21 protein-coding genes are annotated in these 24,626 nt (G+C 45.4%); 15 read left to right on the plus strand and 6 right to left on the minus strand.

The features are described 5' to 3' along the window. Window positions 1-50: 50 nt before the first annotated feature. Window positions 51-617 carry a GNAT family N-acetyltransferase gene (locus ACYVD4_RS13270; protein ID WP_460946333.1) on the minus strand — a complete coding sequence of 189 codons (567 nt, stop codon included), beginning with the start codon at window positions 615-617 and terminating at the stop codon, window positions 51-53. Window positions 618-882: 265 nt separating this feature from the next. On the opposite strand from ACYVD4_RS13270, the gene ACYVD4_RS13275 reads away from it, so the two are divergent. The 4 genes from ACYVD4_RS13275 to ACYVD4_RS13290 all read left to right on the plus strand — a co-directional run bounded on the left by ACYVD4_RS13275 (window position 883) and on the right by ACYVD4_RS13290 (window position 4,057). Further along, entirely contained in the window at window positions 883-1,341 is a 459-nt protein-coding gene (locus ACYVD4_RS13275; protein ID WP_460946335.1) for an SgcJ/EcaC family oxidoreductase, read from the plus strand. 92 nt (window positions 1,342-1,433) lie between these two features. Further along, window positions 1,434-2,909: a histidine kinase gene (locus tag ACYVD4_RS13280; RefSeq protein WP_460946337.1), complete on the plus strand. Its 1,476-nt coding sequence runs from the start codon at window positions 1,434-1,436 to the stop codon at window positions 2,907-2,909. An 11-nt stretch (window positions 2,910-2,920) separates the two neighbouring features. After that, window positions 2,921-3,694 carry a LytR/AlgR family response regulator transcription factor gene (locus tag ACYVD4_RS13285; RefSeq protein ID WP_460946339.1) on the plus strand — a complete coding sequence of 258 codons (774 nt, stop codon included), beginning with the start codon at window positions 2,921-2,923 and terminating at the stop codon, window positions 3,692-3,694. 27 nt (window positions 3,695-3,721) lie between these two features. Beyond that, window positions 3,722-4,057, plus strand: coding sequence for a translation initiation factor (locus tag ACYVD4_RS13290; protein WP_460946341.1), 336 nt, complete (start codon window positions 3,722-3,724; stop codon window positions 4,055-4,057). A gap of 66 nt (window positions 4,058-4,123) precedes the next feature. On the opposite strand, the gene ACYVD4_RS13295 is transcribed toward ACYVD4_RS13290, so the two are convergent. Next, window positions 4,124-5,635: a peptide MFS transporter gene (locus ACYVD4_RS13295; protein ID WP_460946343.1), complete on the minus strand. Its 1,512-nt coding sequence runs from the start codon at window positions 5,633-5,635 to the stop codon at window positions 4,124-4,126. Between the two features lie 119 nt (window positions 5,636-5,754). On the opposite strand from ACYVD4_RS13295, the gene ACYVD4_RS13300 reads away from it, so the two are divergent. Then, complete coding sequence (locus tag ACYVD4_RS13300; RefSeq protein ID WP_460946345.1) at window positions 5,755-6,420, plus strand: peptidoglycan DD-metalloendopeptidase family protein; 666 nt, start codon at window positions 5,755-5,757, stop codon at window positions 6,418-6,420. A gap of 198 nt (window positions 6,421-6,618) precedes the next feature. Here ACYVD4_RS13300 and ACYVD4_RS13305 read toward each other — a convergent pair whose 3' ends face one another. Together ACYVD4_RS13305 and ACYVD4_RS13310 are read right to left on the minus strand one after the other, a co-directional pair. Further along, window positions 6,619-10,224: an RICIN domain-containing protein gene (locus tag ACYVD4_RS13305; RefSeq protein ID WP_460946347.1), complete on the minus strand. Its 3,606-nt coding sequence runs from the start codon at window positions 10,222-10,224 to the stop codon at window positions 6,619-6,621. Window positions 10,225-10,449: 225 nt separating this feature from the next. Beyond that, the gene (locus ACYVD4_RS13310; RefSeq protein ID WP_460946349.1) at window positions 10,450-11,154 is read right to left on the minus strand and encodes an alpha/beta fold hydrolase; all 705 of its coding nucleotides are present in this window, start codon (window positions 11,152-11,154) and stop codon (window positions 10,450-10,452) included. A gap of 207 nt (window positions 11,155-11,361) precedes the next feature. Between ACYVD4_RS13310 and ACYVD4_RS13315 the strand changes: the two genes are divergently transcribed. From ACYVD4_RS13315 to ACYVD4_RS13330, 4 genes are all read left to right on the plus strand, one after another. After that, window positions 11,362-11,625: a hypothetical protein gene (locus ACYVD4_RS13315; protein WP_460946351.1), complete on the plus strand. Its 264-nt coding sequence runs from the start codon at window positions 11,362-11,364 to the stop codon at window positions 11,623-11,625. A 21-nt stretch (window positions 11,626-11,646) separates the two neighbouring features. After that, window positions 11,647-11,892 carry a hypothetical protein gene (locus ACYVD4_RS13320; RefSeq protein WP_460946353.1) on the plus strand — a complete coding sequence of 82 codons (246 nt, stop codon included), beginning with the start codon at window positions 11,647-11,649 and terminating at the stop codon, window positions 11,890-11,892. A 49-nt stretch (window positions 11,893-11,941) separates the two neighbouring features. After that, on the plus strand, window positions 11,942-12,328 hold the full coding sequence (locus ACYVD4_RS13325; protein WP_460946355.1) for a DoxX family membrane protein: 387 nt from the start codon (window positions 11,942-11,944) through the stop codon (window positions 12,326-12,328). 71 nt (window positions 12,329-12,399) lie between these two features. Continuing rightward, window positions 12,400-13,104, plus strand: a complete 705-nt coding sequence (locus ACYVD4_RS13330) for a hypothetical protein (protein ID WP_460946357.1) — start codon at window positions 12,400-12,402, stop codon at window positions 13,102-13,104. A 57-nt stretch (window positions 13,105-13,161) separates the two neighbouring features. Here ACYVD4_RS13330 and ACYVD4_RS13335 read toward each other — a convergent pair whose 3' ends face one another. Further along, window positions 13,162-13,809 (minus strand): hypothetical protein, encoded by a 648-nt coding sequence (locus ACYVD4_RS13335; RefSeq protein WP_460946359.1) that lies wholly within the window; start codon window positions 13,807-13,809, stop codon window positions 13,162-13,164. A gap of 24 nt (window positions 13,810-13,833) precedes the next feature. Between ACYVD4_RS13335 and sufB the strand changes: the two genes are divergently transcribed. From sufB to ACYVD4_RS13360, 5 genes are all read left to right on the plus strand, one after another. Continuing rightward, on the plus strand, window positions 13,834-15,327 hold the full coding sequence (sufB, locus tag ACYVD4_RS13340) for a Fe-S cluster assembly protein SufB (RefSeq protein WP_460946360.1): 1,494 nt from the start codon (window positions 13,834-13,836) through the stop codon (window positions 15,325-15,327). Window positions 15,328-15,390: 63 nt separating this feature from the next. Continuing rightward, on the plus strand, window positions 15,391-15,588 hold the full coding sequence (locus ACYVD4_RS13345) for a DUF4177 domain-containing protein (RefSeq protein ID WP_460946362.1): 198 nt from the start codon (window positions 15,391-15,393) through the stop codon (window positions 15,586-15,588). A gap of 84 nt (window positions 15,589-15,672) precedes the next feature. Continuing rightward, window positions 15,673-17,694 (plus strand): excinuclease ABC subunit UvrB, encoded by a 2,022-nt coding sequence (gene uvrB / locus ACYVD4_RS13350; protein ID WP_460946364.1) that lies wholly within the window; start codon window positions 15,673-15,675, stop codon window positions 17,692-17,694. A 170-nt stretch (window positions 17,695-17,864) separates the two neighbouring features. After that, window positions 17,865-18,392: a DUF2911 domain-containing protein gene (locus tag ACYVD4_RS13355; RefSeq protein ID WP_460946366.1), complete on the plus strand. Its 528-nt coding sequence runs from the start codon at window positions 17,865-17,867 to the stop codon at window positions 18,390-18,392. A gap of 533 nt (window positions 18,393-18,925) precedes the next feature. After that, on the plus strand, window positions 18,926-19,993 hold the full coding sequence (locus tag ACYVD4_RS13360; protein ID WP_460946368.1) for a hypothetical protein: 1,068 nt from the start codon (window positions 18,926-18,928) through the stop codon (window positions 19,991-19,993). Window positions 19,994-20,112: 119 nt separating this feature from the next. Here ACYVD4_RS13360 and ACYVD4_RS13365 read toward each other — a convergent pair whose 3' ends face one another. Next, the gene (locus ACYVD4_RS13365) at window positions 20,113-21,060 is read right to left on the minus strand and encodes an alpha/beta hydrolase (protein WP_460946370.1); all 948 of its coding nucleotides are present in this window, start codon (window positions 21,058-21,060) and stop codon (window positions 20,113-20,115) included. Between the two features lie 140 nt (window positions 21,061-21,200). On the opposite strand from ACYVD4_RS13365, the gene lacZ reads away from it, so the two are divergent. Continuing rightward, entirely contained in the window at window positions 21,201-24,479 is a 3,279-nt protein-coding gene (gene lacZ, locus ACYVD4_RS13370) for a beta-galactosidase, LacZ type (protein WP_460946372.1), read from the plus strand. Window positions 24,480-24,626: the final 147 nt, after the last annotated feature.

Raw genomic sequence — 24,626 nt, forward strand, 5'->3', positions numbered from 1 at the left:
GTTTATGGGCAAATATACTACGTTCACTGAGGGTATTAACAAGTCGTCAGTTAACGATCGTTCCGTGACCGAGTTAAGTCTCTATGCTCAGCGCGAAGCATCGCATATACGTATTCGTCGAGATACTGATTATTCTTTATAGCTGCTTTTTTGTGAATTGCTTCGTGTTGATAACCGGCTCGTTCCAGCACACGCATCGAACCGATATTACCTTCTAAAACGCAGGCAAAAATACGATTCACCTGAAAATTCTGAAAGATATAATCCGTCATAATCGGTAATGCTTCCGTTACAATGCCACGTCCCCAGAAATCCTCGCTCAGCCAATAACCAATTTCAGCGTTATAGCGATAAATGTCATCTTTTACAGTAAAACCAATATTTCCAACAGCTTGCCCGTCTAAATCAATCGCAAAATTGTTAGGTTGCGAATATGATTTATTGGCACGCACCCAAGAATAAGCATCGCGGGGAGTGTATGGAAACGGAAAGAAATCCCGAACATTATTCCAGATATTACGATTATTGGCATGGCGAACCAATGATTCTTCGTCGCCCTCTCGCCAGGGACGCAACTGGCCGATCGATAGTGAAAAGCTTATCAAGGTAGTAGTCAAAACGAGCCGTCTTAAGTAAATCAGTAACAATACATTGAAGCAAATGTTAGCTCAAACGTATCGTTTATACGCATTTGTTTTATCAATACTACGAATAACTTCATCTCCCTCCTACCCTATTTCACTCCTTCCTTTTCAGTATTCGTCGGAAAACCTAGTCAGTTGCTCTGTTAAGGCATTAGTTTTGGTTAGTTTACAAATTAGCTAAATCAGAGGTGCCGGCTTCTGTTTCTGAGCGAAGGTATAGCCGTTAATCTATAAAAACATGACCAATGAACTGATAATCAATGAAGAAACGGCTATCCGTCAGATTTTTGACAAGCTCGCTACAGCCTGGAATACTGGCGATGCACATGCTTTCGCCGACTGTCTTACCGACGATTGTGATTACGTAACATTTGCCGGGCAACATATAAAAGGACGGCATGAAAATCAACAAATACATCACGATTTATTTCATTCCTGGGCTTTAAAAGGTTCAACCATGCACATCGGTTCGTCAGCGCCAATTATTGCTTTTTTAGGAGAAAATATAGCCTTGATGCACTCAACCGGAACTGTTAAACTTCGTTTTCAGAAAAAACCGCCTTTACATCGCTTATCAATTCAGACAACAATATTGGTAAAAACAAACGGTGAGTGGAAGATTCGGGCCTTTCATAACTGTAGGATTCAAAAACCAGGCTTATTCCAACGAATTGCCATGATATTTAAACACGATTAAACCTGCTTACCAACACTAGAAAACAATGAAAAGTATCTTTTGGGTATCATTACGTTGCTGCAACGTCATCAACGATTTCTGATTCTACTTTCATGACGCGCGAACAACTCATTGGTACAATCGGTAAAAATGGTCGCCGACTTAATATGATGGGCTCCGACCTAGCCAATTTCGATTTTAATGGCCTCGATCTGACACAGGCTGATTTTCGTTTTTCAAACCTTGAAGGAGCTAATTTCCGAAACGCTATACTGCGAGGGGCAGACCTTAGTTTTTCGAATCTAGAAGGTGCTACGTTTGCCGAAGCCGATTTATTTGAAGCTAATCTGAATTTCTGTAGTCTGGAAAATGTAGACCTGAATGGGGCAAACGTAGAAGGTGCTACGTTCAATTTTTCGGGACGTAGCAAATATCGCCCTCCTACTGCCGACCGGCCCGAAGCTATTACGCTCACCACCATTCTGCAAAAACCCGGGATCGGTACATTAATTGGGGCATTGCTGGGCGCGTTGCTCATCTACGGAAGTAACGCAGTCGTTTTTTTTACCAACCTCATTATAACTGCTAAAGACCCCCTCATGGCGGGTTTATATCGGTTCCTGATTATACAGAATCTTACCGATGGTGTTGTTGTTTTTTTGCTCACCTGGGCTTTGTCAGGCTGGCTTACTCGTCAGTTTCCGGCTATCTGGCAACGGCACGTAGTAGTCAGTTTTGCTGTGCTCATTAGTTTCACGGTCGTAAATTTAGGGCTCTATAAACTTCTGGGCGAATCTTATGTAAAAGCCTTGATAAATCGGCCGGGTGCTATTGAAGAAACTGCACCGTGGTATTTTTATATGTTTGGCGATTTATTGATTGCTAATTTTTTCCTATATATCCTTCAACAGGGGCGACAGTTGACCCGAAAATTATCGGAACAGGAGTTTCAGTTACTGAATCTGGAAAAACTGAAAACCCGTGCTGAATTAGATGCATTACAGGCTAAAATCAACCCGCATTTTCTGTATAATTCGCTCAATAGCATCGCTAGTTTAGTGCATGAAGATCCCGATAAAGCCGAAGAAATGACATTGCTTTTGTCAAAACTTTTCCGGTATTCAACTGGACGCAATGGTGAGTTATTTGCTACGTTGGCCGACGAGCTGGAAATGGTGCGGACTTATTTACAGGTAGAACAGGTTCGTTTCGGGAAACGGTTGACGTTCAGCGTTGAAGTAGCCGATCCAGCTCTAAATGAACTTAAATTGCCGCAGTTTTTATTACAGCCAATTGTAGAAAACGCCATCAAACACGGCATAGCAAAACGAGCGGATACAGGTCGAATCGATGTCAGAATTTACGAAAAAAATGGCGAATTGCATCTTTGCGTCCACGACAATGGCCCCGCTTTCCCCGACAATATGGATGGCGGCTATGGGCTACGTAGCATTCAGGATAAACTGAAGTTATTGTATGCCGATGCCTCACGCGTTGAGCTTCAGAACTGGCCGCTTAAGCAGGTTTTACTTTCCATTAACATGGCTAAAATCCGCACCACCGATTCGGCAAAATTTGCAAATCTCTAATCTCAACCCTCATGAACTTTCCTTTAAAAACCATACTCATCGACGACGAACCGCTGGCAGTCAGTCGACTGAAACGTCTACTCGATAAACACCGCGAAACATTCGAAATCATCGGTGAAGCGTCGAATGGTGCCGAAGGACTTACGCTTATTGAAGCCGAACAACCCGACGTCATTTTTCTGGATATTGAAATGCCGTTACTGAATGGCTTCGAAATGCTTGCCAAAGTAACCAAGATGCCGATGGTAGTTTTCGCCACGGCATTCAACCAATATGCCATTCGAGCCTTCGAAGAAAATTCGGTCGATTATCTTATGAAGCCGATTGAAGCCGAGCGTCTGACTCGTACAGCGCAGAAAATCAGGGCACTTGCCGAACGCAATGAGGCTCAAGCTAACCCTATGACGGAAAGCGTTATGCGAATGTTAGCGCAAATGCAGCCGAAAAAAGAAGTGTATTCTATCTCCGTAAAAACAGGTGAAAAAATCATTCTGATACCGCTCTCTGACATCGCTTTTTTCGAAGCAGAAGATAAATACGTATTCCTGTCGACTACAGATGGGCAGAAATACCTGACGAGCTATACGCTAACAACCCTTAACGAAAAACTTCCTGATACGTTCGTGCGTGTGAGTCGCTCGGTAATGGTTAACCGGCAAAAAATTTCGGAAGTCCATCGGCATTTCGATGGCAAGTTTGTATTGGCTATGAATGATAAGAAAGGCAGCAAACTTACCACCGGTAGTACATATGGCGATGCGATTCGGCAACTTATGGAATTATAATCAGTCCGTAAACGTGTACTTTTACATATGAGCAAGAAAAATCGCACTGGAGTTATCTATTCAACAAATCCAGACTTTCAATACCAGGACAACGAACAAAATGAAGCTGTTACGTTACCACCTGCCCAACAAAATCTTAAAATCTGGCTGGTAAAATTAGGCGGTAATAAAGTAGTGACGGCGATACGTGGATTTATAGGCACGGATGCTGATTTGTCGGACTTGGGTAAGCAATTAAAAACCGCCTGTGGATCAGGCGGTTCTGCAAAAGACGAAGAAATTCTGATTCAGGGAGACCACCGCGATAAAATGCTAACTTGGCTCACAGGAAAAGGATACAAAGCCAAGAAAGCAGGCGGGTGAAAAGAGAGATAAAATAGGATGTATCATATATGTTAGGTGCTACGTCCTGCTTCATACATCATACTTCTAATCAATTCCGCCCATCCAGCGTTTTAGTGGCTTCACAAAAAGCAACAGTAGCACACCGAATCCCAGACTGAAATAAGCTACGCTCTGGAACAACTCGGGCATTTGTTGCACATTTTTCTCATCGAAACCGCCCGCAAACAAACCCGCTATAAGATTACCAAGCGACGACCCGATAAACCATAATCCCATTAACTGGCTGGTGTATCGTTTAGGCGATAACTTCGAGAAGGCACTTAACCCTACCGGACTCAAAAACAACTCGGCGAGGGTGAAAAACAAATACGTAGCAGATAGGTACATAGGAGATGTTCGGACACCCGTCAGTGCTACTTCGGCAGCAAACACCATTACTACGTAAGCTACGCCCAGTAATAGTAGTGAGACTGCAAACTTGGCCGGAACTGGAAAACTTATCTTACGATTATCGAGAAATAACCAGAGGGCAGCCAGTACGGGCGAGAAAATCAGGATAAAGGCAGGATTCAGATTTTGAAACCAGCTCGACGGAATTTCCCACCCGAAAAAAACCAGATTGGTATACCGGTCAGCGAAAATCTGTAGTGATGAGCCTTGTTGCTCATTACCAGCCCAATACGCTGCCGACGCCAGAAAGAAAACAAACAGTACGCTCACTCGCTTTTTCTCGACAGCATCTAAGCCTCCCGCAATCATGATAAAAGTAAAATATCCAAGTGCTGTGGCCGAGATAATAGTACCCATACCTTTCGCCAGCCCTTGCGCCGTTGTCAGGTCAAGCACGCCCGTAAATTGCAAAACGGCCATCAAAGCAATTAAAGCAGCTACAAATATGAGTATAGGTCGATTGCCTGTTGAAGACGTATCCGTTTCGGCCAACGTTTGTTTCGCAGTATAGTTGCCAAGATTACCAAGATAGCGTTTGCCAAGAGTTTGAAAAGTAATCAGGCCCAGAGCCATCGCAATTGCCGCTGCCCCAAACCCATAATGCCAGCCCACTTTCTGGCCTAAATAGCCGACCACCGAAATACCTAACAGTGAGCCAGTATTGATTCCCATATAGAAAATCGAAAAAGCAGAGTCCTTCCGAGCACCACCTTCTGGATATAATTCGCCAACAATGGTACTGATGTTGGGTTTGAGTAAGCCTGTTCCGATAGCAACAATGCCCAAGCCAGCAAAAAATAGTCCCGGTCCCGATGGAATCGCCAGAATAATATGGCCCATCATAATAATAATGCCACCCAGTACAATCGACTTTCGTTGTCCCAGTAAGTTATCGGCAACCCATCCGCCGGGTAGCGAAAGCAAATAAACAGAAGCCGTGTAAATACCGTAGATAGCAGCCCCATCGCCTTCACTCAGGCCCATACCGCCCCGCACGTTATCAATCAGAAACAGGAGCAAAATGGCCCGCATACCGTAGTAGCTAAACCGCTCCCACATTTCGGTGAAGAACAGAACAAAAAGGCCAATTGGATGCCCAAACAGAGTAGGCGTACTGGGATTAGGTTTTTCAAGAGTGGCTTCCATTCGGTTGGGTAAATTGATTAGTTTGCCAAAGATTGTGTGTAAGTAACGAAAAAATAGCTGTAAATATACCGTTGCTACGTAACACTGGCAACTAACTTGTACCAGCAATCTGCCGATTTATGCTCCTTCCCTTCGATTTTCAAAACGATACGTATCTAGTTCTCGACCTCTCAGCCAGCAATCTCGATCTTGCTACGCTCGACCTAACGGATACGTCTACGTTCACGAAATACGTTTTCGACAAACTCAAAACAGCGGGGGCAAAAGTGGGTGTTGGGGGCTATAACGAACACCGTGTTATTTACCGACGTAGCAACCATTTCAACGTAGCAACCGAAGAATCGCCGTATGACGGCCCCCGCGAAATTCATCTAGGCATCGACTTTTGGGCAGAAGCCGGAATTCCTGTTTTCGCGCCCATGAACGGTATTGTCCATAGCTTTCAGGACAACGCCAACTTCGGTGATTATGGTCCAACCATCATTCTTGAACACTGGGACAACGTAACGCAAAAACCGCATTATACACTCTATGGCCATTTAAGCCGGTCATCGCTTGACGATTTATATGAAGGAAAACCCTTTAAAGCTGGCGAAAAATTAGGCGAAATTGGCCCTTATCCCGAAAATGGCGACTGGCCACCACACCTACACTTTCAACGAATGACCGATATGCTGGGCATGAAAGGAGATTTTCCCGGCGTCTGTTCGTTACGTAATCGGGATAAGTTTCTGACTATCTGCCCCAATCCAAACGAATGGTTAAGTATTTTGGGGCTTCCTTAACGCATTCTATTACATAATGAACTCGTCTGACAGAGTTTCTTAAATTATGAACAAAACCCGTGAGCAAAAAAACGGAGCTGCCCCCAGCTCCGTTCCGAATAAAAGCAAACAATTACTACGTTAACATTTCTGAAAAAGCAGTCGATCAATCTGTATCGGGTGAGCTTTGATTATAAACCAAAACCCACCCACAAAGTATTATCGCTGTATTAATAATCGCAACGTAGTGGACGATTGCCCGGCGGGTTTTATCTGCAAGAGATACAAACCATTAGGTTGCTGACCGATACCGAAGCTATATGGTTCTGTTGGCGCATTCTCCAAGTGCGTCTGCTGAATTGATCTACCGAAGAGATCATTTAGTTGCAAATCAACGGGTTTACCGAGAGCCGGACGGAGGTCAATTAGTACACGATCTCTGGCCGGATTTGGCCACATACTGAACGTAGCACTTAATTCTTCAACTCCTGATCTAGCTCCTGCCGGACACGTTGTTTCGGAAACACTCCATTGCTGATTCAGGCCCGTTCCAAGTGTCTGCTGAGTAATAGCTGCGCCTTCTGCTGTACTCGCATTTCGCACCGTAACAGCTTTATTAGAATTGTGATTACTGAAGGTGTAAAAGCCATCGGCGTTACGTTGCAAAGCCCATTGCTGATGACTGCCCCCCCAATAGGTCCACTGTTCCAGCAACACATCGTCGGTCGTTGAGAAGCTGGGCACCTGAACTCCCTTCTGATTATGCAATATGACCATTTTGTAATAACCTCCGTCGGTCGGAATTAGCCGCCACTTTTGCCAAGCCTGATCTGTATTGGCGTTCTGTCGCAGGTTAGCCCCATCGTCGTATGACCCATTTGGTACGTTCAATACCAGCCCACTGCTACGTGACTGGATTCGGTAACACTTTGCCGGATCGATAGTTACGACCGATGTAGGTGGAGGGGCGGTGGTGGTAGACGAAGGAGGAGACGTAGTACAGGCACGTTCTTCAATGAGCCACTGCTGATTAACTCCCCCGTCAGGCGCATTCTGGACAATCTGACCACCTTCGTCTGAATTGCCATTCTGCACTTCGAGCACCTTTCCCGAATGGCGCGCTGCAATTTGGAAATAACCACTGGCATTACGTTGCAAAGCGAAATGCTGATTATAACTCCAGTTTCCGTTGAACGTCCATTGTTGTATAGCCGCTCCATTTTCCTGAGATCCCCACAATACGTCGATGACTTTGTTACTGTGCACCGCGCCGATTTTGTAGTACCCATTGTCAGTAACCTCAAATCGCCAGCGCTGAGATTGTAGGTTGACATCGGAACGTTGTCTGACTAATGCACCATCTTCCAGAGAACTCCCTTCTACACCCAACACCTTACCACTTACCCGCGATACCACCCGGTAGCACTTGTCTGGTTCGACGCTTGAAACAGAGCCTGTCGCGGCATTGAGTGAGATATTAAATACCTGACTAGTGCTACGTTGCCCTTTTATATCTGTTACGGTAAGCTGGGCCGTAAAATTGTTAATGGTTCCTGACCCATGCTGGCCGGTTTGTGTCGTAAAAACCTTCACAGGGTTTGCTACGTTCAGATACGTACCATCACTAAACGCCCACTCATAGAAAAGTTGATCACCGTCAGGGTCGGAGGATTTGTCGCCAGTGAACGTAACACTGAGGGGTGACGTACCTGTTAACGAGGTTGACGTAGCCACAACCACTGGTGGACGGTTGACGCCCGACGATTTTGTGTTCACCTCTACCCCACCCGACCAGACACCAGCACGGGTATAAACCCGGAAATAATAAACTTGCTCTGGAGCCAGGTCTGTTACTACCACTGAATTGCCTGTACCTTCATAAAGTACCTGAACATTTCCTGGTACGTTACCTGTAAAGCTGGGGTTGGGTGTGAAGGTTGAACCCGGATCAGGTATATTGCCAAGAAGCGTTGAGCCAGCTCTTCCCACAACTACCACCTTATCGAAGGGAATTGTCGGATTCGTCCAATTGAGTCGCACGCTACTGCTCGTGAGCGTAGTAGCTGTCAGGCCAGTGACATTTAGCTTGGGCGAATTACAGTCGGGGTAAATCTTAACCGAATCCTGGGCCGTCAGGAGACCAACATCCGTCACTTTCAGCGTAAATACGTAGTAGTAATCGTCAACACCATCGCAACCTATCGGCGAAACCGTAAATACAGGATTGGCCTCCGTCATCGTTGTCGGGTATTGATCTTTGCCATTAATGCGCAATTTCGCCTGCCAGAAATAGCTAAGTCTGCTGGGTACATCGTCAGTAACAGCAGCAGCCAGTGTGTAACTAGTAGCCTTATTAAGAGCGTATTTGGATAAATTAACAGGCGTGGTGATCCTGGCCGTCGGAGCCGGATTGGTGACCTCCACATAGAATGTTTGGAATCCGCTGTAGCCCCCTTTATTATCGCCAACAAACATCCTAACTGTGAAACCGAGTTGAACAGAACCCAGTTTACCCAGGGTTGGCGTAAACACATGAACGGGGTTGGCTGCGCTAGACGAAGTACCATCGCCAAAATCCCAGTTGTAGGCAATAATATCGCCGTCGGGGTCATAGGATTTATCACCAGTGAATGTAACGCTCAGAGGTGAAGTGCCCCTTAGCGAGGTTGACGTAACCACCGCCACTGGTGGACGGTTGGGAGTAGCGGCCTTCGCACTCACCTCTATACCCCCATTCCACACAGCACCAGTTGAGGGAGCCGTTCCTTTTCGCGTGTAGACCCGAAAATAATAGGTCTGCCCCGGAGTCAGGTCTGTCACTACTAACGAGGTAGACTTTCCCTGATATAACGCTTTCCCACCCAATACAGCTGTGCCTGTAGCGGTGAAGCTATTGCTGGTTGTATACGTAGCACTATTTGGAATCTCTGTAATACTGGACCCGGCTTTACCTACTACCAGCACATCGTCGAATGCAACACTCGGGTTGGTCCAGTTGAGTCGTACACTGTTACTAGTAAGCTGGGTCGCTTGTAAGGCAGCCACATTAAGATTAGCCGAGCCACAGTTAGGGTAAATTTTAACGGAATCTACCGTTGAAGAAAGGCCGCCCAAATCGGTTACTTTCACTGAAATAACGTAGTACGTAACGTCTCCGTCGCAGCCAACAGGCAGGATGTCGAAGTTCGGATTACCTCCTGCCACGTTTCTCACCAGTATATCACGATCATTACGTCGAAGCTTGGCTGTCCAGGCGTAAGTTAGCTCTGTAGCAAACTCATCGGTAACTGCCGCCCTAGCCGTGTAGACGGTTGCTTTGTCAACTGCATACTTGTCGGTATTGGTCGGATATGTGATCTTAACCGTCGGCGGCTTATTAGGAATACTTACATAAAAGTTTGTACTCACAGTGATACCTCCTTTATTGTCGGACACCGTAAGTCTGGCCGTATAGCTCTGAACAATAACACCCTGCTTTCCACGTGTTTGCGTAAACACATGAACAGGATTGGCCTGTGTCGACGTAGTGCCATCGCCAAAGTCCCACAGAAAAGAGATGGGATCACCATCGGGGTCGTAGGATTTACTCCCAGTGAAGGTTACGCTGAGCGGTGAAGAGCCCGTAAGTGTTGTAGAAGTAGCAACGGCAATAGGCGACTGATTCGCGCTGAAATTGCTTTTTAGTTCATCGTCAAGACGGCTAAAACTCGTTGGAAGCGACAGGCCAAGAACAGAAGTTGAACTTCCCAGCCAAAGAAAAAGACTAACCAAAAGACTACAGCCAAAGGCATACACCTTTGGCGGGTACGTAAATGTTACATTCATTTTATGGGTTAGATTTTATGGGTATAAATAATATGTACCAGACTAAGCTTTACGTCGCCTGATACATATCATTTAGACAACTAATCCAATAAACGTAACATTAATAATAGCAAAGGATGAGCCTTATAGTCTACTGACCACTAAAAACGTAACAGTTACATATACTTCATTCAGGTCAGGAATCGAGCCGGAGTGCTGAGTTGCTAATCCGAAAGCAGTGGTACGTTATTTTTTAAGAAAATCGACCACAGCCGTTGCAAATTCGGGCGTTCGCATGGCTCCACCGTGATCGCCGGGCACAATCACCAATCGGGAACCGGGAATTGCATCGACCAGCGTTTGCGGATCGCCATTGTCTTTGTCCTTATCACCATTTACAACCAGCACCGGAATTTTAATCTGAGCCAGTTCGGTTTTAGTCGTAACTGGCTGAAACTCCTGCAAACGAGCCAGCACGACCATATCGGCTCCCGATTTCTGGGCATAATCGACGGCAGGTTGCAACTCAGGATGGCTACCGGGTTTGGTGAGTGCTTCGAAAAAATTCCGGCGACGAAACCAGTTTGGGTCCGAAAAATCGACGCTGATACCGCCCATCACAGCCCTACGTACCTGTTTATCCATCGTCAATAATTTAGCCGTCAGAATGGCTCCACGAGAATAGCCTACTACGTCGTAATTGGTCAGGCCTAGATGTTTTGTTAATGCCATAACATCCTTTAATTCAGTATTATCACGATAAGCTTCGGCTTCATGAGGTTTATCCGATAATCCATTCCCTCTCAAATCGAGCGTAATCACCTTAAAACCAGCATCGGCCAGCGCCTGTCGAACCGAAGCGCGTTTCCAGCTTTCACTATTGCTGATAAATCCGTGCAGCAGCACAACAGGCTTCCCTTCTCCTAAAATATCATAATGAATTTGTGCCATCGAACGACGTAAACAGTGGTTCGCGGGAGGTTTGCCCATTGGCCAGAAAAGCGAACAGGACGTAGTTAATGAGTAAGTAAAATTTCATCAGATGAATAGGTTGATTTATGACGTAAAAACTGTCTCCAACAAAGTTGTTAACGTAGTGAAGTCTAACCTTTCGGCTTTCTACCGGGTTATGTTAGCATCACTTAAGCAGACAACAATATGTATACAATTCAGGACAACGATACATTGGCTGATACGTATTCGGCAGGTGCGTGGGAAGACCGTATGGCTCCCGATCCGTTCCGAAATCAGAGTGGTGCCACTATGGAGGATGGCGATGATGAAACGGAAGCTAACAACGTAGCAAACGAAGAAGAATACGACGAACCGCTCGACGAAGACGGCGACCCAACGGGCGAACACGATCATCATCAGGACGATAATTACTCGCTTGGCGGTCACGTAACACGGTCGAGCAGCTAACCAAAAACACTACGTAGCACTATGAATATTAACGAAACCAAAGACTATAATCCAGCCGACGACGACAATCAGGGCGTTGTTCAGTTATTGGCACAGGCTGAAAAGGCTGAACCCGGCGTAGCGCAGGCCGAACAAATGAGTCCGTCAGCGGCAGCAAACACAAACTCATCTAAAACGGCTGAGATGAGTGATAATGAACGCATCAATGACGACGTACTAGCCGAAGAAGAAACCGAATTGGGCGAGCAAACGATGAACAATAAATAACGTTTCGTCCGTTATCTGCCACTTCTAACCTTCCTCTTTTTTATATCTTATGAATTCGAATCAGTTAGCTCAGCTTGTGATACGTATTGGCTTGGGCATCAATATGCTCATGCATGGGCTAGTACGTATTCCGAAACTTCAGGCATTTGTTGCAAAAACGGAAGCTGGTTTTGCCAATACTATCCTCCCGCCATTACTTACTAAAAGTTTTCTTTATACGCTTCCATTTTTTGAGCTGATCTGTGGAATTCTTATCCTAATCGGCGGTCAATTTTCAAAATGGGGCTACCTGCTCGGCGGATTAATTATTGGTAGTTTATTGTTCGGAACAACACTCAAAGAAGACTGGACAGGCGCTGGTAATCAGATAATTTACGTGATTGCGTTTTATCTGGCGCTACGTGGCCTGGATAGTACGAGCCGGGGGCGATTCTGATAATTTTAAAAAACGTTTACAACGGTTAGCAACTTCGAAGAGTCCGTATAGGAAATCAACAAAGTTTTATAATGAAGTCAACGTTTTTGTTAACAACTGTTTTAACGGTTAGCTTATTCAGTTTTTCATCATGCAAACAAGACGATGTGCCAACACAAGCTGGCCTTCCTTATCAATCTTCTTTCCAGCGCGACGCTGATGGCTGGACAGCCGATATTACCGATTATGGTACTCCACAGGCCGAAATCATGGAGTTTAAATCAGCTCATTCAAAGTTGCCTTCACCACTTGATTCTACCCGCAAGTCGATCATGATCGAGAGCATGAACCGCAGTGATGATGCATTCATGTTTTTGAAAAAGAAAGTAACAGGTTTACAGCCAAACAAAGATTACAAACTCGTTTTCAATGTTGAACTGGCATCGAAATATCCCGAAAATTCGATTGGTATTGGCGGTTCGCCGGGTGGCAGTGTCTGGCTGAAAGTTGGTGCTTCGGCTATTGAACCGGTCAAAGAACTGAAAGACGGCTTTTATTCACTTAATCTCGATAAAGGCGTTCAGAATAATGATGGCAAAGACGCTATCCGTCTGGGCAACATTGGCACCACTGACGATACTGGAAAATACACGCTTATTAAACGTAGCAACGCCGAAAAGCCATTCACTGCCAAGTCGAACGACAAAGGTGAACTCTGGTTGCTGGTTGGTACCGACTCTGGTTTTGAAGGTTTAACCACGCTCTATTACAGCGATATTAAAGTGACACTCAACTAATTTCTGATTTGCTCAACCTCACGATGCCGTTACGTACTACGTAGCGGCATTTGTTGTTTACGGCTCTGGACATTCACTCACTTCCGTCACTTTATTATGGTCGAGAAGCCAGCAATTGCCATACACATCAGCATAGTGAATACGTACCCGAAACGACGTATCGGCAATCATTTGTCCTACTTTCTGAACGATCGAATCATTTTTGCTCACAAACAAAAGTTCCAGGTTTTCGCCAGACTTGAAAACGTCACCACTAACCATACCACCAAATCCTTTTCCGCCAAGAGTACGTCGACCGATATTTTCGAAAAACAACGCCTGTATGTTCGGATACTCTTTCCCCTTATAGCTAAGCACATACTTCTTTATAATAGCCGGCCCTACGCCTTTGTTCTCCAGCCCGAAATGAAACTCCTGATCGAAATTCGAACCAATTGTCTGTAGATAAGGCCAGACAGAAGCGTGCTGTTCTTCGCGTGAAATCTTAGTTTGAAAAACAGAGACAATTAATGCTGCCAAACTCAGAAACGTAGCAGAGAGGCTCAAGTGCAATTCGATATTGATCCGTTTCTTGGGCGGAGGCATAAACAGATAGAGTATAAAGACTGATATTCCCGAAAATAACGGAAAGTTTCCGATATTTGTCCAGCCTGCCCGGAACGTACCCGTTAAGCCGAGTGTTAAAAAAGTAGCACAACGGTGCAATAAGGCAAGTCATTAACCGAGACTATGAGCAAGGACGCTGACATTTTAGAAAGCATAACCAACGCTGAATATAAATACGGATTCGAGACCAATATTGAGGCCGATGAGGCTCCGGTAGGCCTTGATGAGAGCATTATTCGATTTATTTCTGCGAAGAAAAACGAGCCTGAGTGGTTGCTCGAAAATCGCTTGAAGGCATTCCATATGTGGCAGGGAATGACCGAGCCTACATGGCCGAACGTTACGTATCAAAAAATTGACTATCAGGCCATTAAATATTATTCGGCGCCCAAACAGAAAAAAACTGTTAACTCGCTCGACGAAATTGATCCTGAACTGCTGGATACATTCAATCGGCTTGGTATTTCGCTAAGCGAACAGAAAAGACTGGCTGGTGTTGTTGATGGTACCACTTCGGATACAAATCCGAGCGACCGCCCGCGTGTGGCCGTTGATGCCGTTATGGACTCGGTTTCAGTAGCTACTACGTTCAAGAAAGATCTGGCTGAGCGTGGTATCATCTTCTGTTCTATCACTGAGGCCGTTCATGAACACCCTGAGCTGGTAAAGAAATACCTTGGTTCAGTCGTTCCTGCAAAAGACAACTATTTTGCTGCGCTCAATGCGGCAGTTTTCACCGACGGTTCATTCTGTTACATTCCGAAAGGCGTTCGTTGCCCGATGGAATTATCAACCTATTTCCGGATTAACGCTGCCGGAACGGGTCAGTTTGAGCGTACGCTGATTATTGCTGACGAAGGTTCGTACGTAAGCTATCTGGAGGGCTGCACGGCTCCCATGCGCGACGAAAACCAACTTCACGCGGCTGTAGTTGAGCTGATTGCTCATGCCGATGCCGAAATTAAATACTCGACGGTTCAGAACTGGTATCCGGGCGATAAAGACGGGAAAGGTGGAATTTATAACTTCGTTACCAAACGTGGTATCTGCGAAGGCCCGAACGCCAAAATCTCCTGGACACAGGTTGAAACAGGTTCTGCCATTACGTGGAAATACCCATCGGTGATTTTGAAAGGCGATAACTCAATTGGTGAATTTTATTCGGTAGCTGTTACCAACAACATGCAGCAGGCCGATACGGGCACCAAAATGATTCACATCGGCAAAAACACCAAAAGCCGGATTGTATCGAAAGGTATCTCGGCGGGTAAAAGTCAGAACTCCTATCGGGGTCTGGTAGAGGTGATGAAGCGCGCTGAAAACGCCCGTAACTATTCGCAATGCGACTCGCTGTTGCTGGGCGATAAATGCGGTGCGCATACGTTCCCGTATCTTGAAGTAAACAATCCTTCGGCCACGGTAGAACACGAAGCCACTACATCGAAAATCGGCGAAGATCAGTTGTTCTATTGCAACCAGCGTGGTATTCCAACCGAGCAGGCAGTAGCCCTGATTATCAACGGATACGCCAAAGAAGTTCTGAATCAGCTTCCGATGGAATTTGCGGTGGAAGCTCAGAAGCTGCTGGCCATCAGTCTGGAAGGTAGTGTGGGATAAACCACAACTAGTTTATAAATTGAAGCCTCTACAGAGTTGTAGGGGCTTTTTTATTCATAAGCTATGAAACGATTCGAATACAGAATTTTAGACGTATCTGCTGGCGGCTTTTGGGGCGGCAAGGTAGATGCACAGGAATTAACCAACCGATTAAATGAACTCGGTCAGGAAGGTTGGGAAGTTGTTTCGGTGGTCGATACCGACATTTACGGTGGCGGCACAAAAGGGCTGTTGGTCACGTTGAAAAGGGAACTAATTTAATACCTCCTTAACTGGATAAGAATCGAACTCTCCTTGGAATTCGGGCCATTTATTCGTAAATTAGCCAGATTCCAAACGGCACTAATGAACTTCCAACTAACCTCTGAATTTCAGCCCACCGGCGATCAGCCGAAGGCGATTGAACAACTCATCAAAGGGCTTAAAGAAGGCGAACCAGCGCAAGTGTTGCTGGGAGTTACAGGGTCTGGCAAAACATTTAGTGTTGCCAATGTAATAGCTCAGACCAATCGTCCTACGCTTGTTTTGAGCCATAATAAAACGCTGGCTGCCCAGCTTTACGGCGAATTCAAGCAGTTTTTCCCCAACAATGCTGTCGAGTACTTCATAAGCTATTACGATTATTATCAGCCAGAAGCTTATATAGCGACGACCAATACCTATATCGAGAAAGATCTGGCTATCAACGAAGAAATTGACAAGCTAAGGCTTTCTGCTACGTCGGCACTCATGAGTGGTCGGCGTGATGTTATTGTTGTCGCTTCTGTCTCGTGCATCTATGGCATGGGTAATCCCGACGAATTCAAACGGAACGTAGTACCAATTGAAGTAGGCGCCCGCTTAAGTCGGAATCAGTTTCTGCACCAGTTGGTTAGCATTCTGTATAGCCGCACGGAAGGCGAATTTCAACGCGGCAATTTCCGTGTCAAAGGCGATACCGTTGATCTATACGTAGCATACGCTGATTTTGCCTATCGGGTTATTTTCTTCGGCGATGAAATAGAAACTATCCAACGTATCGATCCATCGACCGGGCGCAAGCTCTCCGACGAACGTATCGTTACTATTTTTCCGGCAAATCTGTTCGTAACCAGTAGCGAAACAATGCAAGGTGCTATTCACCAGATTCAGGATGATATGGTGGCGCAGATACGTTACTTCGAATCAGAATTCCGCGAAATGGAAGCTACCCGTATACGTGAACGTACTGAATTTGATCTCGAAATGATGCGCGAATTAGGCTATTGCTCGGGTATTGAAAACTACTCACGCTATTTCGACCGACGGCTTCCCGGTCAACGGCCGTTCTGTCTGCTCGATTATTTCCCGGAAGATTATCTGTTAGTTGTCGATGAGAGCCACGTAACGATTCCGCAAATTCGTGCGATGTGGGGGGGCGACCGCTCTCGTAAAACGGCGCTGGTCGATTATGGTTTCCGGCTCCCTTCTGCGATGGACAACCGCCCATTGACGTTTCAGGAATTCGAGGATTTATCAGGACAAGCCATTTTCGTATCAGCAACACCAGCCGATTATGAATTACGACGTAGCGAAGGCGTTGTGGTTGAGCAACTTATTAGGCCAACGGGCCTGCTCGATCCAGAAATTGAAGTACGTCCGAGCCTGAATCAAATTGACGATCTGCTTGAATCGATTGATAGTCGGGTAAAAAAAGGAGATCGTGTGCTGGTTACTACGTTGACCAAACGAATGGCCGAAGAGTTAACCAAATACCTCGAGCGGGTTGGTATCCGAACACGTTATATTCACTCCGAAGTAAAAACGCTCGATCGGGTTGAAATTCTACGCGATTTGCGACTCGGAAATTTCGACGTACTAGTGGGCGTAAACTTGCTACGTGAAGGACTCGACCTTCCTGAAGTATCGCTGGTTGCGATCATGGACGCCGACAAAGAAGGATTTCTGCGCGACATTCGTTCACTGATCCAAACCATTGGCCGGGCCGCCCGGAATGCCGATGGAAAGGTAATTATGTATGCCGACAGGATTACAGGTTCGATGCAAAAAGCCATTGATGAAACGAACCGTCGCCGGGCTATTCAGATGGAATATAATATCGATCATGGCATCACTCCAACTACGGTTCTGAAATCGAAAGAAGCAATTATGGGTCAAACCAAAGTAGCTGATTCGAAAGTAAGACAGGTTTATATCGAGCCAGAGGAAATTCGGATAGCGGCCGATCCTGTGGTGCGTTACATGGGCAAAGGCGATCTGGAGAAAATGATTGTTGAAACCCAATCCAAAATGGAACGCGCAGCCAAAGACCTCGACTTTATGGAAGCCGCTCGTCTTCGCGACGAATTGTTTCAGTTACGCGATAAACTTAAACAGGAAACAGCTTAAGTAAATACGTGAGGGAGTCGCAATAGGTTGTACCCCCTCACGTACTATTGCCATTTTCGGGGATATAACGGCATTTGTAAGACATTCATGTTTTCACAATAGCTATACGGTTCGTACGGATTGAATAATTTGTACCTTGCAGCCAGTCTGTTTTCAACTACCTGACACACATGAAACGTCTTTTTATTGTTCTGGGAATTATTGCTGCGGTTGTACTCGTGGGTCTTTTTTCATTACGTAGCTGGACCAAATCCAGTAGTCCTGAAGCCATTGCCGAGTTCGACCAGAGTGGTCTTAAAATCAGTGTAAACTACTGCCGCCCCTATAAAAAAGAACGCGCGATTTTCGGAACTCTTGTTCCTTATGGTAAAGTCTGGCGAACAGGGGCAAATGAGGCAACGGTCATTACGTTCAATCAGAACGTAACAGTAGCAGGACAGCCTTTAAAAGCCGGTACTTATTCGCTCTGGACAATTCCATCGAATAGTACTTGGGTCACTATTTTTAATAGCGAAACTGGCCAGTGGGGCACTAATTACGACCAGTCGAAAGATGTGCTACGTGTGCAGGTCGAATCACATAAACATAGCCCAGTGGCCGAGCAGTTTACTATCAATCTGGCTCCGGCCACTAACGGCGCCGACATGTCGCTGGTATGGGATGAAACTGAAGTTATTGTTCCGATTATGCGCCAGTAGTCGTTACGTAGCAGCTTACCATTGAAAGCATATCCGATAAATTTCAACGCTTGGGGAAATCCTATGCGTCAATAAAGTATGTGCGCCATCACGAGCGCGGTATTCACGAAGAAATTTCCCGTTCCAGTAAAGTCAGACTAAGGCTGTTTTCGTTTAATTATAGATTAACCTTTACAGGTTACGATAAAAAATCCTGCTATTCTATCTTTTAACCAGCATATCCAATCGTTTATATAAACTTATCTAGTAAAAATATTATAATATTAGTATATAATCATAAATTAAGAGTAGTAGGAATCCAATATACGTTTAAAAATCTGCCCCCATATCAGTGTTACCTTTGCTTGAATAAGTGGAATAAAGTAGTGTAGTAACGTAATCCACCTGTTCATTCTTTACTATACATCTGCCAACGCCGATTTAGCAAGAAATTTGAACGAAAAAGTAGCAGTAATATTTTAAACGGTAGATAAATCTGACTGTGTGTCATACTATCTTTACAATGCTTACTATACCAACACTTATTAAGTAATATGAGAAAACAAGTTTACCTCCTCCTTTTGCTGATTCTGTCCTCACTGAACGTACTTGCCCAGGAAACAATTGGTAATCAGAATATTATTACGATGGTACAGGCCAAGATAGCCCGTGACCTAATAATTGATAAAATAAAAGCAAGTAAGCCTCAGTTCAATATGTCGACTAGCGGCTTAATCGAACTGAAACAAGCTAATGTTCCGGAGCCTGTAGTTGATGCCATGATGTTAGCTTCGTCTCCTCTTCCTACACTGAAGAATCAGGATATTATCGAAATGCATACAAGTGGAGTTCCACGTACCATCATCACTAAAAAGATTCAGTATAGCGATACGAATTTTAGTCTATCTACAGATGATATTATTGCGCTAAAATCAGCTCGTGTGCCTGACCAACTGGTTAAAGTGATGATGGTGCCTAAGCGGGCTCAGAAACAGAGTACAAACCCCAATCTCATTGCTGGCACACTGCCTCCGCATCCTGACAATTTGCCATTGGCAGCCCGGTCTCGATTTGCTGAACCAGGTATATATTACGAAGATTATAAAACTCCTAAAGCCCAGTATTTACAATTAGAACCAACCACAACCAATCAGACTAAAAATGGGAGTGTGGGCGAATCTGTTGCCAATAATACTACGCTGGGTATTAGCGGTACTACTCAACGAGTAGGTTTGGCCAATAAATCTGCCAACATGATTATTGAAGACAACCGTCCTGTTTTCTATCTGGTTTTTGGTGGTGCTCGTAAAAATATGAATACGGTTGCCGAGTCTGTTTTTGAGGGCGTTGCCAGCCCTAATGATTTTGTGGTTATCCGAACAAAAGTGAGTGATCGCGGTCGGGAAGTAGTTATCGGTCGTCAGTCATCTTATACATCTGAAACAGGTTTTGGTACAGGAGCCATTCCATTTCGGTTCACAAAAATCAGTAATACACTATATAAAGTATTTTTTGAAGAAGATGTGGCGGCAGGAGAGTATGCCATTTTATATAACAAAGGCAGTGAATTCACTTCGTCATTAAAAATCTACGACTTCTCCCTACACAACAATACAAAGTAATCTATTTTACGTCATTAAGCTGGCCTTTCTATTAAAAACAGACAGACTGCATAGCTCAACTATTTTGAAGCTAGCGGCCTGTCTGTCTTTTTTATTAGAGCTGTGCGTAACGTAGTAACTTACCGATGGAAGCTCGTTCCGATGAACTTCAACGCTTCGGGCAACCCTGTGCGCCAATACGACCAGGTATGTGCTCCATCACGAGCGCGGTATTCGTGAGGAATTTTTCGTTCTAGCAAAGCCAGATGTAGAGCCGCATTTCCAACAGTCAGGGCATCATCATCACCACAATCGATATACCAGCGCACGCGTGTCAGATCTCCTTCCGGAGCAGATTTTGCCAGCGTGATCGGGCTATTTCGCTTCCAGGTTAGTGTTAGTCGTTCATCGCCCGTAGCTGGCCCGCTAAAAATGGGGGCAAAAACTGTATTATAACGCTCGTCGGGAATACTTTTAAAGCTTTCATCAGTTCGGATACCCGCACTCAAAGCGGCACATGAACTAAATAAATCGGGGTGGTGCATAGCCAGCATCAACGATCCAAACCCTCCCATCGACAACCCAGAAACGCCCCTGTATTCCCGCTGTGTCCGGGTACGAAACATCGAATCGATGTGCGGAATCAGTTCCTGCACAAACATATCTTCGTAACGAATTTTATTCAGATAATCATTCACATACCACGTAGTACCGGCATTGGGCATGACAATTATCATCGGTGGTACGTCGCCAGATCGAATAGCGGCATCAGCAATACGGTCAGCTTCACCGAACTGAATCCAGCCCGTTTCATCATCGCCCAGACCATGCAGCAGATAAACTACCGGATAACGTCGGTTCGATACGTAGTAATCAGGGGGCAGATATATCGAAAATTTGACAGTCTGATTCATGATCGAGCTGTTCATCACCAGACTTTCAAGAAGCCGCGTTTGAGGAGCTGCTACAACCGGAACCGGCCCGCTAGACTGAGGAGTTGTTAGCTGTGTACGTCGTCGTGATTGGGCTGGCGACGCTACGTATATCAACAACAGTAGTAAACTAATTAAAAGACTACGTATAACCATTACGTTTGAGGTAGGTGAAAGGCCGTTAAATTTAGATGTAATTTAAGCCGTTTGCTGTATGGCTCGTGAATAAGTGCGTTCTTTAACATTCGCTTTTGCGCTAACGCATTCGCTTATGTACAGAAACAAACGTATTTACGATGCTCAAACGCTTACCTACCTTCCTCTTTTTAATCGTTTTTTTATCTGTAACCAGTCTTGCTCAGAATCTGCCTGATTGGGAAAACCCACAAATCATCAGCCTCAATACCGAAAAGCCACATGCCAACCTGATTCCTTTCGAAACCGAAACTCAAGCATTAGCTTCTACCAATTGGCGAACGTCGCCTTATACAAAATTGCTGAATGGTACGTGGAAATTTCGCTGGTTAAAACACCCTTCTCTAATACCGGGCGATTTCTACCAGCCCACGTTAAATGACCAAAACTGGGATAATTTACCAGTCCCATCAAATTGGCAGGTGGTAGGCGCCCGCGAAGGCCGCTCTTACGACCGACCTGTTTTCACTAATAACAAACACCCGTTTCCGGCTACTCCACCCCGCATTACGTCAGACACGAACGCCGTAGGTCTGTATCGGCTTCGGTTTACGGTACCAGCTAATTTTCAGAACCGAAATATATTCCTACACTTTGCGGGTGTTCAGTCAACTTGCCGAGTTTACTTAAACGGACAACCAGTTGGTTATCATGAAGATAGCATGACACCAGCGGAGTTTCAGATTACCGACAAACTCAAAACGGGCGAGAATTTATTGGCCGTTGAGGTCATTAACTGGTCGGATGGAAGTTATCTGGAAGATCAGGATTTCTGGCGAATTTCAGGTATTTTCCGGGATGTATTTCTGGTTGCTCGTCCTAAAACGTACTTACGCGATTTAACCATCGTTACCGATCTTGACGATCAATACCGTGATGCTACGTTGAAAATTAACGCCAATGTACGCACGTTGAATGCGCAGGGTACAATCGCCCCCTATCGACTACGTGTTACGTTATATAATCCAAAAAAGGAGGCAATTTTCACCGAAACCTTAACTTCCGACAATGCTACTGACACCGGGCAGGAATCACTGTTTCGATTGTCGAAAGAAGTAAAAGCGCCTGCGCTCTGGAGTGCCGAATCGCCATCACTTTATATGCTTACCGCTCAGTTGCTTGGCTCCGATGGTCAGCCCACAGAGGTTATCACCCAACGTATTGGTTTTCGTGAAATGAAACTAGCCGATGGACTATTGCTGCTCAATGGAAAGCCCGTTACGTATAAAGGAGTTAACCGACACGAGTTCGATCCAACGACTGGCCGAGTGATTAGCTACGAATCGATGGTGCAGGATATTAAGCTCATGAAGCAGTACAATATCAATGCGGTTCGTACGTCACATTATCCGAACGTAACAGACTGGTATGATCTCTGTGATGAATACGGGCTTTACGTTATTGACGAGGCTAATATCGAGAGCCATGAATTATGGGGTAAAGACCAGACACCAGCCGCTAAACCCGAATGGCGGGATGCGTTTGTGGCACGCGGAAGGGCTATGGTTGAACGGGATAAAAATCATCCCTCCATCGTAATATGGTCGTTGGGAAATGAAACGGGAATGGGCCAGAATTTCCGCGATATGGCCGACATAATCCGTATGATTGACCCGACCCGGCCTATACATTATGAAGGACGACAACCTTATAACGCTACGTCGTTAAGCAATTTCGACATTATTTCAACGATGTATCCGTCGGTCGATGACATGATCAAACTCATGGAAAAAGACCCGACCCGGCCCGTCATTGTCTGTGAATTTGCACATGCCATGGGCAACAGTGTTGGCAATCTTAAAGATTATTGGGCTGCTATCGATAAATATCCACGGATGCAGGGCGGTTTCATCTGGGATTGGGTCGATCAGGGTTTACGGCTGAAAAATAGTTCAGGGAAAGAGTACACAGCGCACATAAATTATATCGACGGTGCCAATGCCTGCGACGGTCTTGTTAACCCCGACCGAACGCCACAGCCTGAACTCAACGAAGTAAAGCTTGTCTATCAATATGTTAAATTAACGCCCCCAACAGCATTGTCGGCCGGGCAACCGTTTAAAATTAACGTTCGGAATGCCTACGATTTTTTACCCCTCGATTTGTTTCGGCTCGAATGGGAATTAGTACGTAACGGCGAGGTTGTACAACGCGGGGGAGAAAATAACCTCGTAGCAAAACCGGGGCAAACGCAGGTTTTAACGCTACCGATCCGGCTCGATGAATACGTCGATTCGCGGCAAATCGACGGCAATGCGCGGCCAAATCAAGCCAATCGAATGGCGCAATCGGGCGAATATTTTCTGAACGTAACAGTTCGACTGAAACAGGCTACCACTTGGGCCCCGGCTGGTCATGACGTAGCAAGTGGTCAGTTTCCGGTGAAGATCAACTCCCCTACGCCTATTGTTGTAGGCATGAATCGGCTTCTTCCTGTAAAAGCAACCTCAACGCCAACTAACGTAACAATCCGAGGGCGTGACTTCGCCATCATTTTCGATAAAACTAAAGGGACATTAAGTCAGTGGCTTTTTCGGGGTAAAAATATGCTGTCTACCGACGCCCTAAACAGGGGGTTTCAACCAAGTTTCTGGCGCGTTCCAACCGATAATGATGAAGGCGGACAGGTTAATTCTTTCGCATCACGCTGGCGAAAAGCAGGTTATGATACCGTTCAGACACACCCTGTTGATTTTAAGCTAGAACCCCATACACAAATGATTCGGGTTAGCTGCACGAATGAATTGGCCTGCAACGGTGGCGGTATTTTACAGCAAACGGATTATATAGTATATGGGACTGGCGACGTTCAGATTACTACTACGTATACACCCTCTGGTACGCTTCCTCCGCTTGCCCGTATAGGTATGCAGGTAACGCTTCCGCCAACGTTTGCAACGATGAAATGGTATGGACGTGGGCCGTTCGAAAGCTATGCCGACCGAAAAGATGCCGCAAAAATTGGCATTTATGAAACAAAAATTACGGATCAGTTTTTCCCCTATAGCATGGCTCAGGAAAATGGCAACAAAACCGATGTTCGCTGGGCAAAACTTACGGACGCACTAGGCACAGGCTTTTTAGTTATTGCCGACTTGAACTCTGGCAAGCCGCTCAACATCAATGCACGTGACTACACTGATGAGGCATTATTGCAGGCTAAACAACCCGATACACAGGAAGTTGAACATGGCGAACATACGGTCATAAACATTGATATGGCGCAAATGGGATTAGGGGGCGATGATAGTTGGTCTCCACGAGTTCATACCGAATATCTGTTGCCTGCCACAAAACCATATACGTATTCATTTCGTATACGTCCTATAGATCAACGTACCAACATAAACGAGGCTGTGAATCTACAATTACCGCGCTGATGCTCTCTGACTGTCGATTTTGGCAAATTTGACCGGCAATACGCTGTATGCCGTACAAATTTCCTATTTTTCGGCCCTGTAGATTTACTAGTTACTTAGTTTGCATTGCTACGTCTGACTATTATTAAGTTGTCGGTTCTAATGGAA

This window comes from Spirosoma daeguense, from assembly GCF_054776875.1.

What these genes read in the sequence shown, in the direction of transcription:
- ACYVD4_RS13275 (WP_460946335.1), top strand. Translation starts at nt 883, where the DNA reads ATGACCAATGAACTGATAATCAATGAAGAAACGGCTATCCGTCAGATT.
- ACYVD4_RS13280 (WP_460946337.1), top strand. Translation starts at nt 1,434, where the DNA reads ATGACGCGCGAACAACTCATTGGTACAATCGGTAAAAATGGTCGCCGA.
- ACYVD4_RS13285 (WP_460946339.1), top strand. Translation starts at nt 2,921, where the DNA reads ATGAACTTTCCTTTAAAAACCATACTCATCGACGACGAACCGCTGGCA.
- ACYVD4_RS13290 (WP_460946341.1), top strand. Translation starts at nt 3,722, where the DNA reads ATGAGCAAGAAAAATCGCACTGGAGTTATCTATTCAACAAATCCAGAC.
- ACYVD4_RS13295 (WP_460946343.1), bottom strand. Translation starts at nt 5,635, where the DNA reads ATGGAAGCCACTCTTGAAAAACCTAATCCCAGTACGCCTACTCTGTTT.
- ACYVD4_RS13300 (WP_460946345.1), top strand. Translation starts at nt 5,755, where the DNA reads ATGCTCCTTCCCTTCGATTTTCAAAACGATACGTATCTAGTTCTCGAC.
- ACYVD4_RS13305 (WP_460946347.1), bottom strand. Translation starts at nt 10,224, where the DNA reads ATGAATGTAACATTTACGTACCCGCCAAAGGTGTATGCCTTTGGCTGT.
- ACYVD4_RS13310 (WP_460946349.1), bottom strand. Translation starts at nt 11,154, where the DNA reads ATGGCACAAATTCATTATGATATTTTAGGAGAAGGGAAGCCTGTTGTG.
- ACYVD4_RS13315 (WP_460946351.1), top strand. Translation starts at nt 11,362, where the DNA reads ATGTATACAATTCAGGACAACGATACATTGGCTGATACGTATTCGGCA.
- ACYVD4_RS13320 (WP_460946353.1), top strand. Translation starts at nt 11,647, where the DNA reads ATGAATATTAACGAAACCAAAGACTATAATCCAGCCGACGACGACAAT.
- ACYVD4_RS13325 (WP_460946355.1), top strand. Translation starts at nt 11,942, where the DNA reads ATGAATTCGAATCAGTTAGCTCAGCTTGTGATACGTATTGGCTTGGGC.
- ACYVD4_RS13330 (WP_460946357.1), top strand. Translation starts at nt 12,400, where the DNA reads ATGAAGTCAACGTTTTTGTTAACAACTGTTTTAACGGTTAGCTTATTC.
- sufB (WP_460946360.1), top strand. Translation starts at nt 13,834, where the DNA reads ATGAGCAAGGACGCTGACATTTTAGAAAGCATAACCAACGCTGAATAT.
- ACYVD4_RS13345 (WP_460946362.1), top strand. Translation starts at nt 15,391, where the DNA reads ATGAAACGATTCGAATACAGAATTTTAGACGTATCTGCTGGCGGCTTT.
- uvrB (WP_460946364.1), top strand. Translation starts at nt 15,673, where the DNA reads ATGAACTTCCAACTAACCTCTGAATTTCAGCCCACCGGCGATCAGCCG.
- ACYVD4_RS13355 (WP_460946366.1), top strand. Translation starts at nt 17,865, where the DNA reads ATGAAACGTCTTTTTATTGTTCTGGGAATTATTGCTGCGGTTGTACTC.
- ACYVD4_RS13360 (WP_460946368.1), top strand. Translation starts at nt 18,926, where the DNA reads ATGAGAAAACAAGTTTACCTCCTCCTTTTGCTGATTCTGTCCTCACTG.
- ACYVD4_RS13365 (WP_460946370.1), bottom strand. Translation starts at nt 21,060, where the DNA reads ATGGTTATACGTAGTCTTTTAATTAGTTTACTACTGTTGTTGATATAC.
- lacZ (WP_460946372.1), top strand. Translation starts at nt 21,201, where the DNA reads ATGCTCAAACGCTTACCTACCTTCCTCTTTTTAATCGTTTTTTTATCT.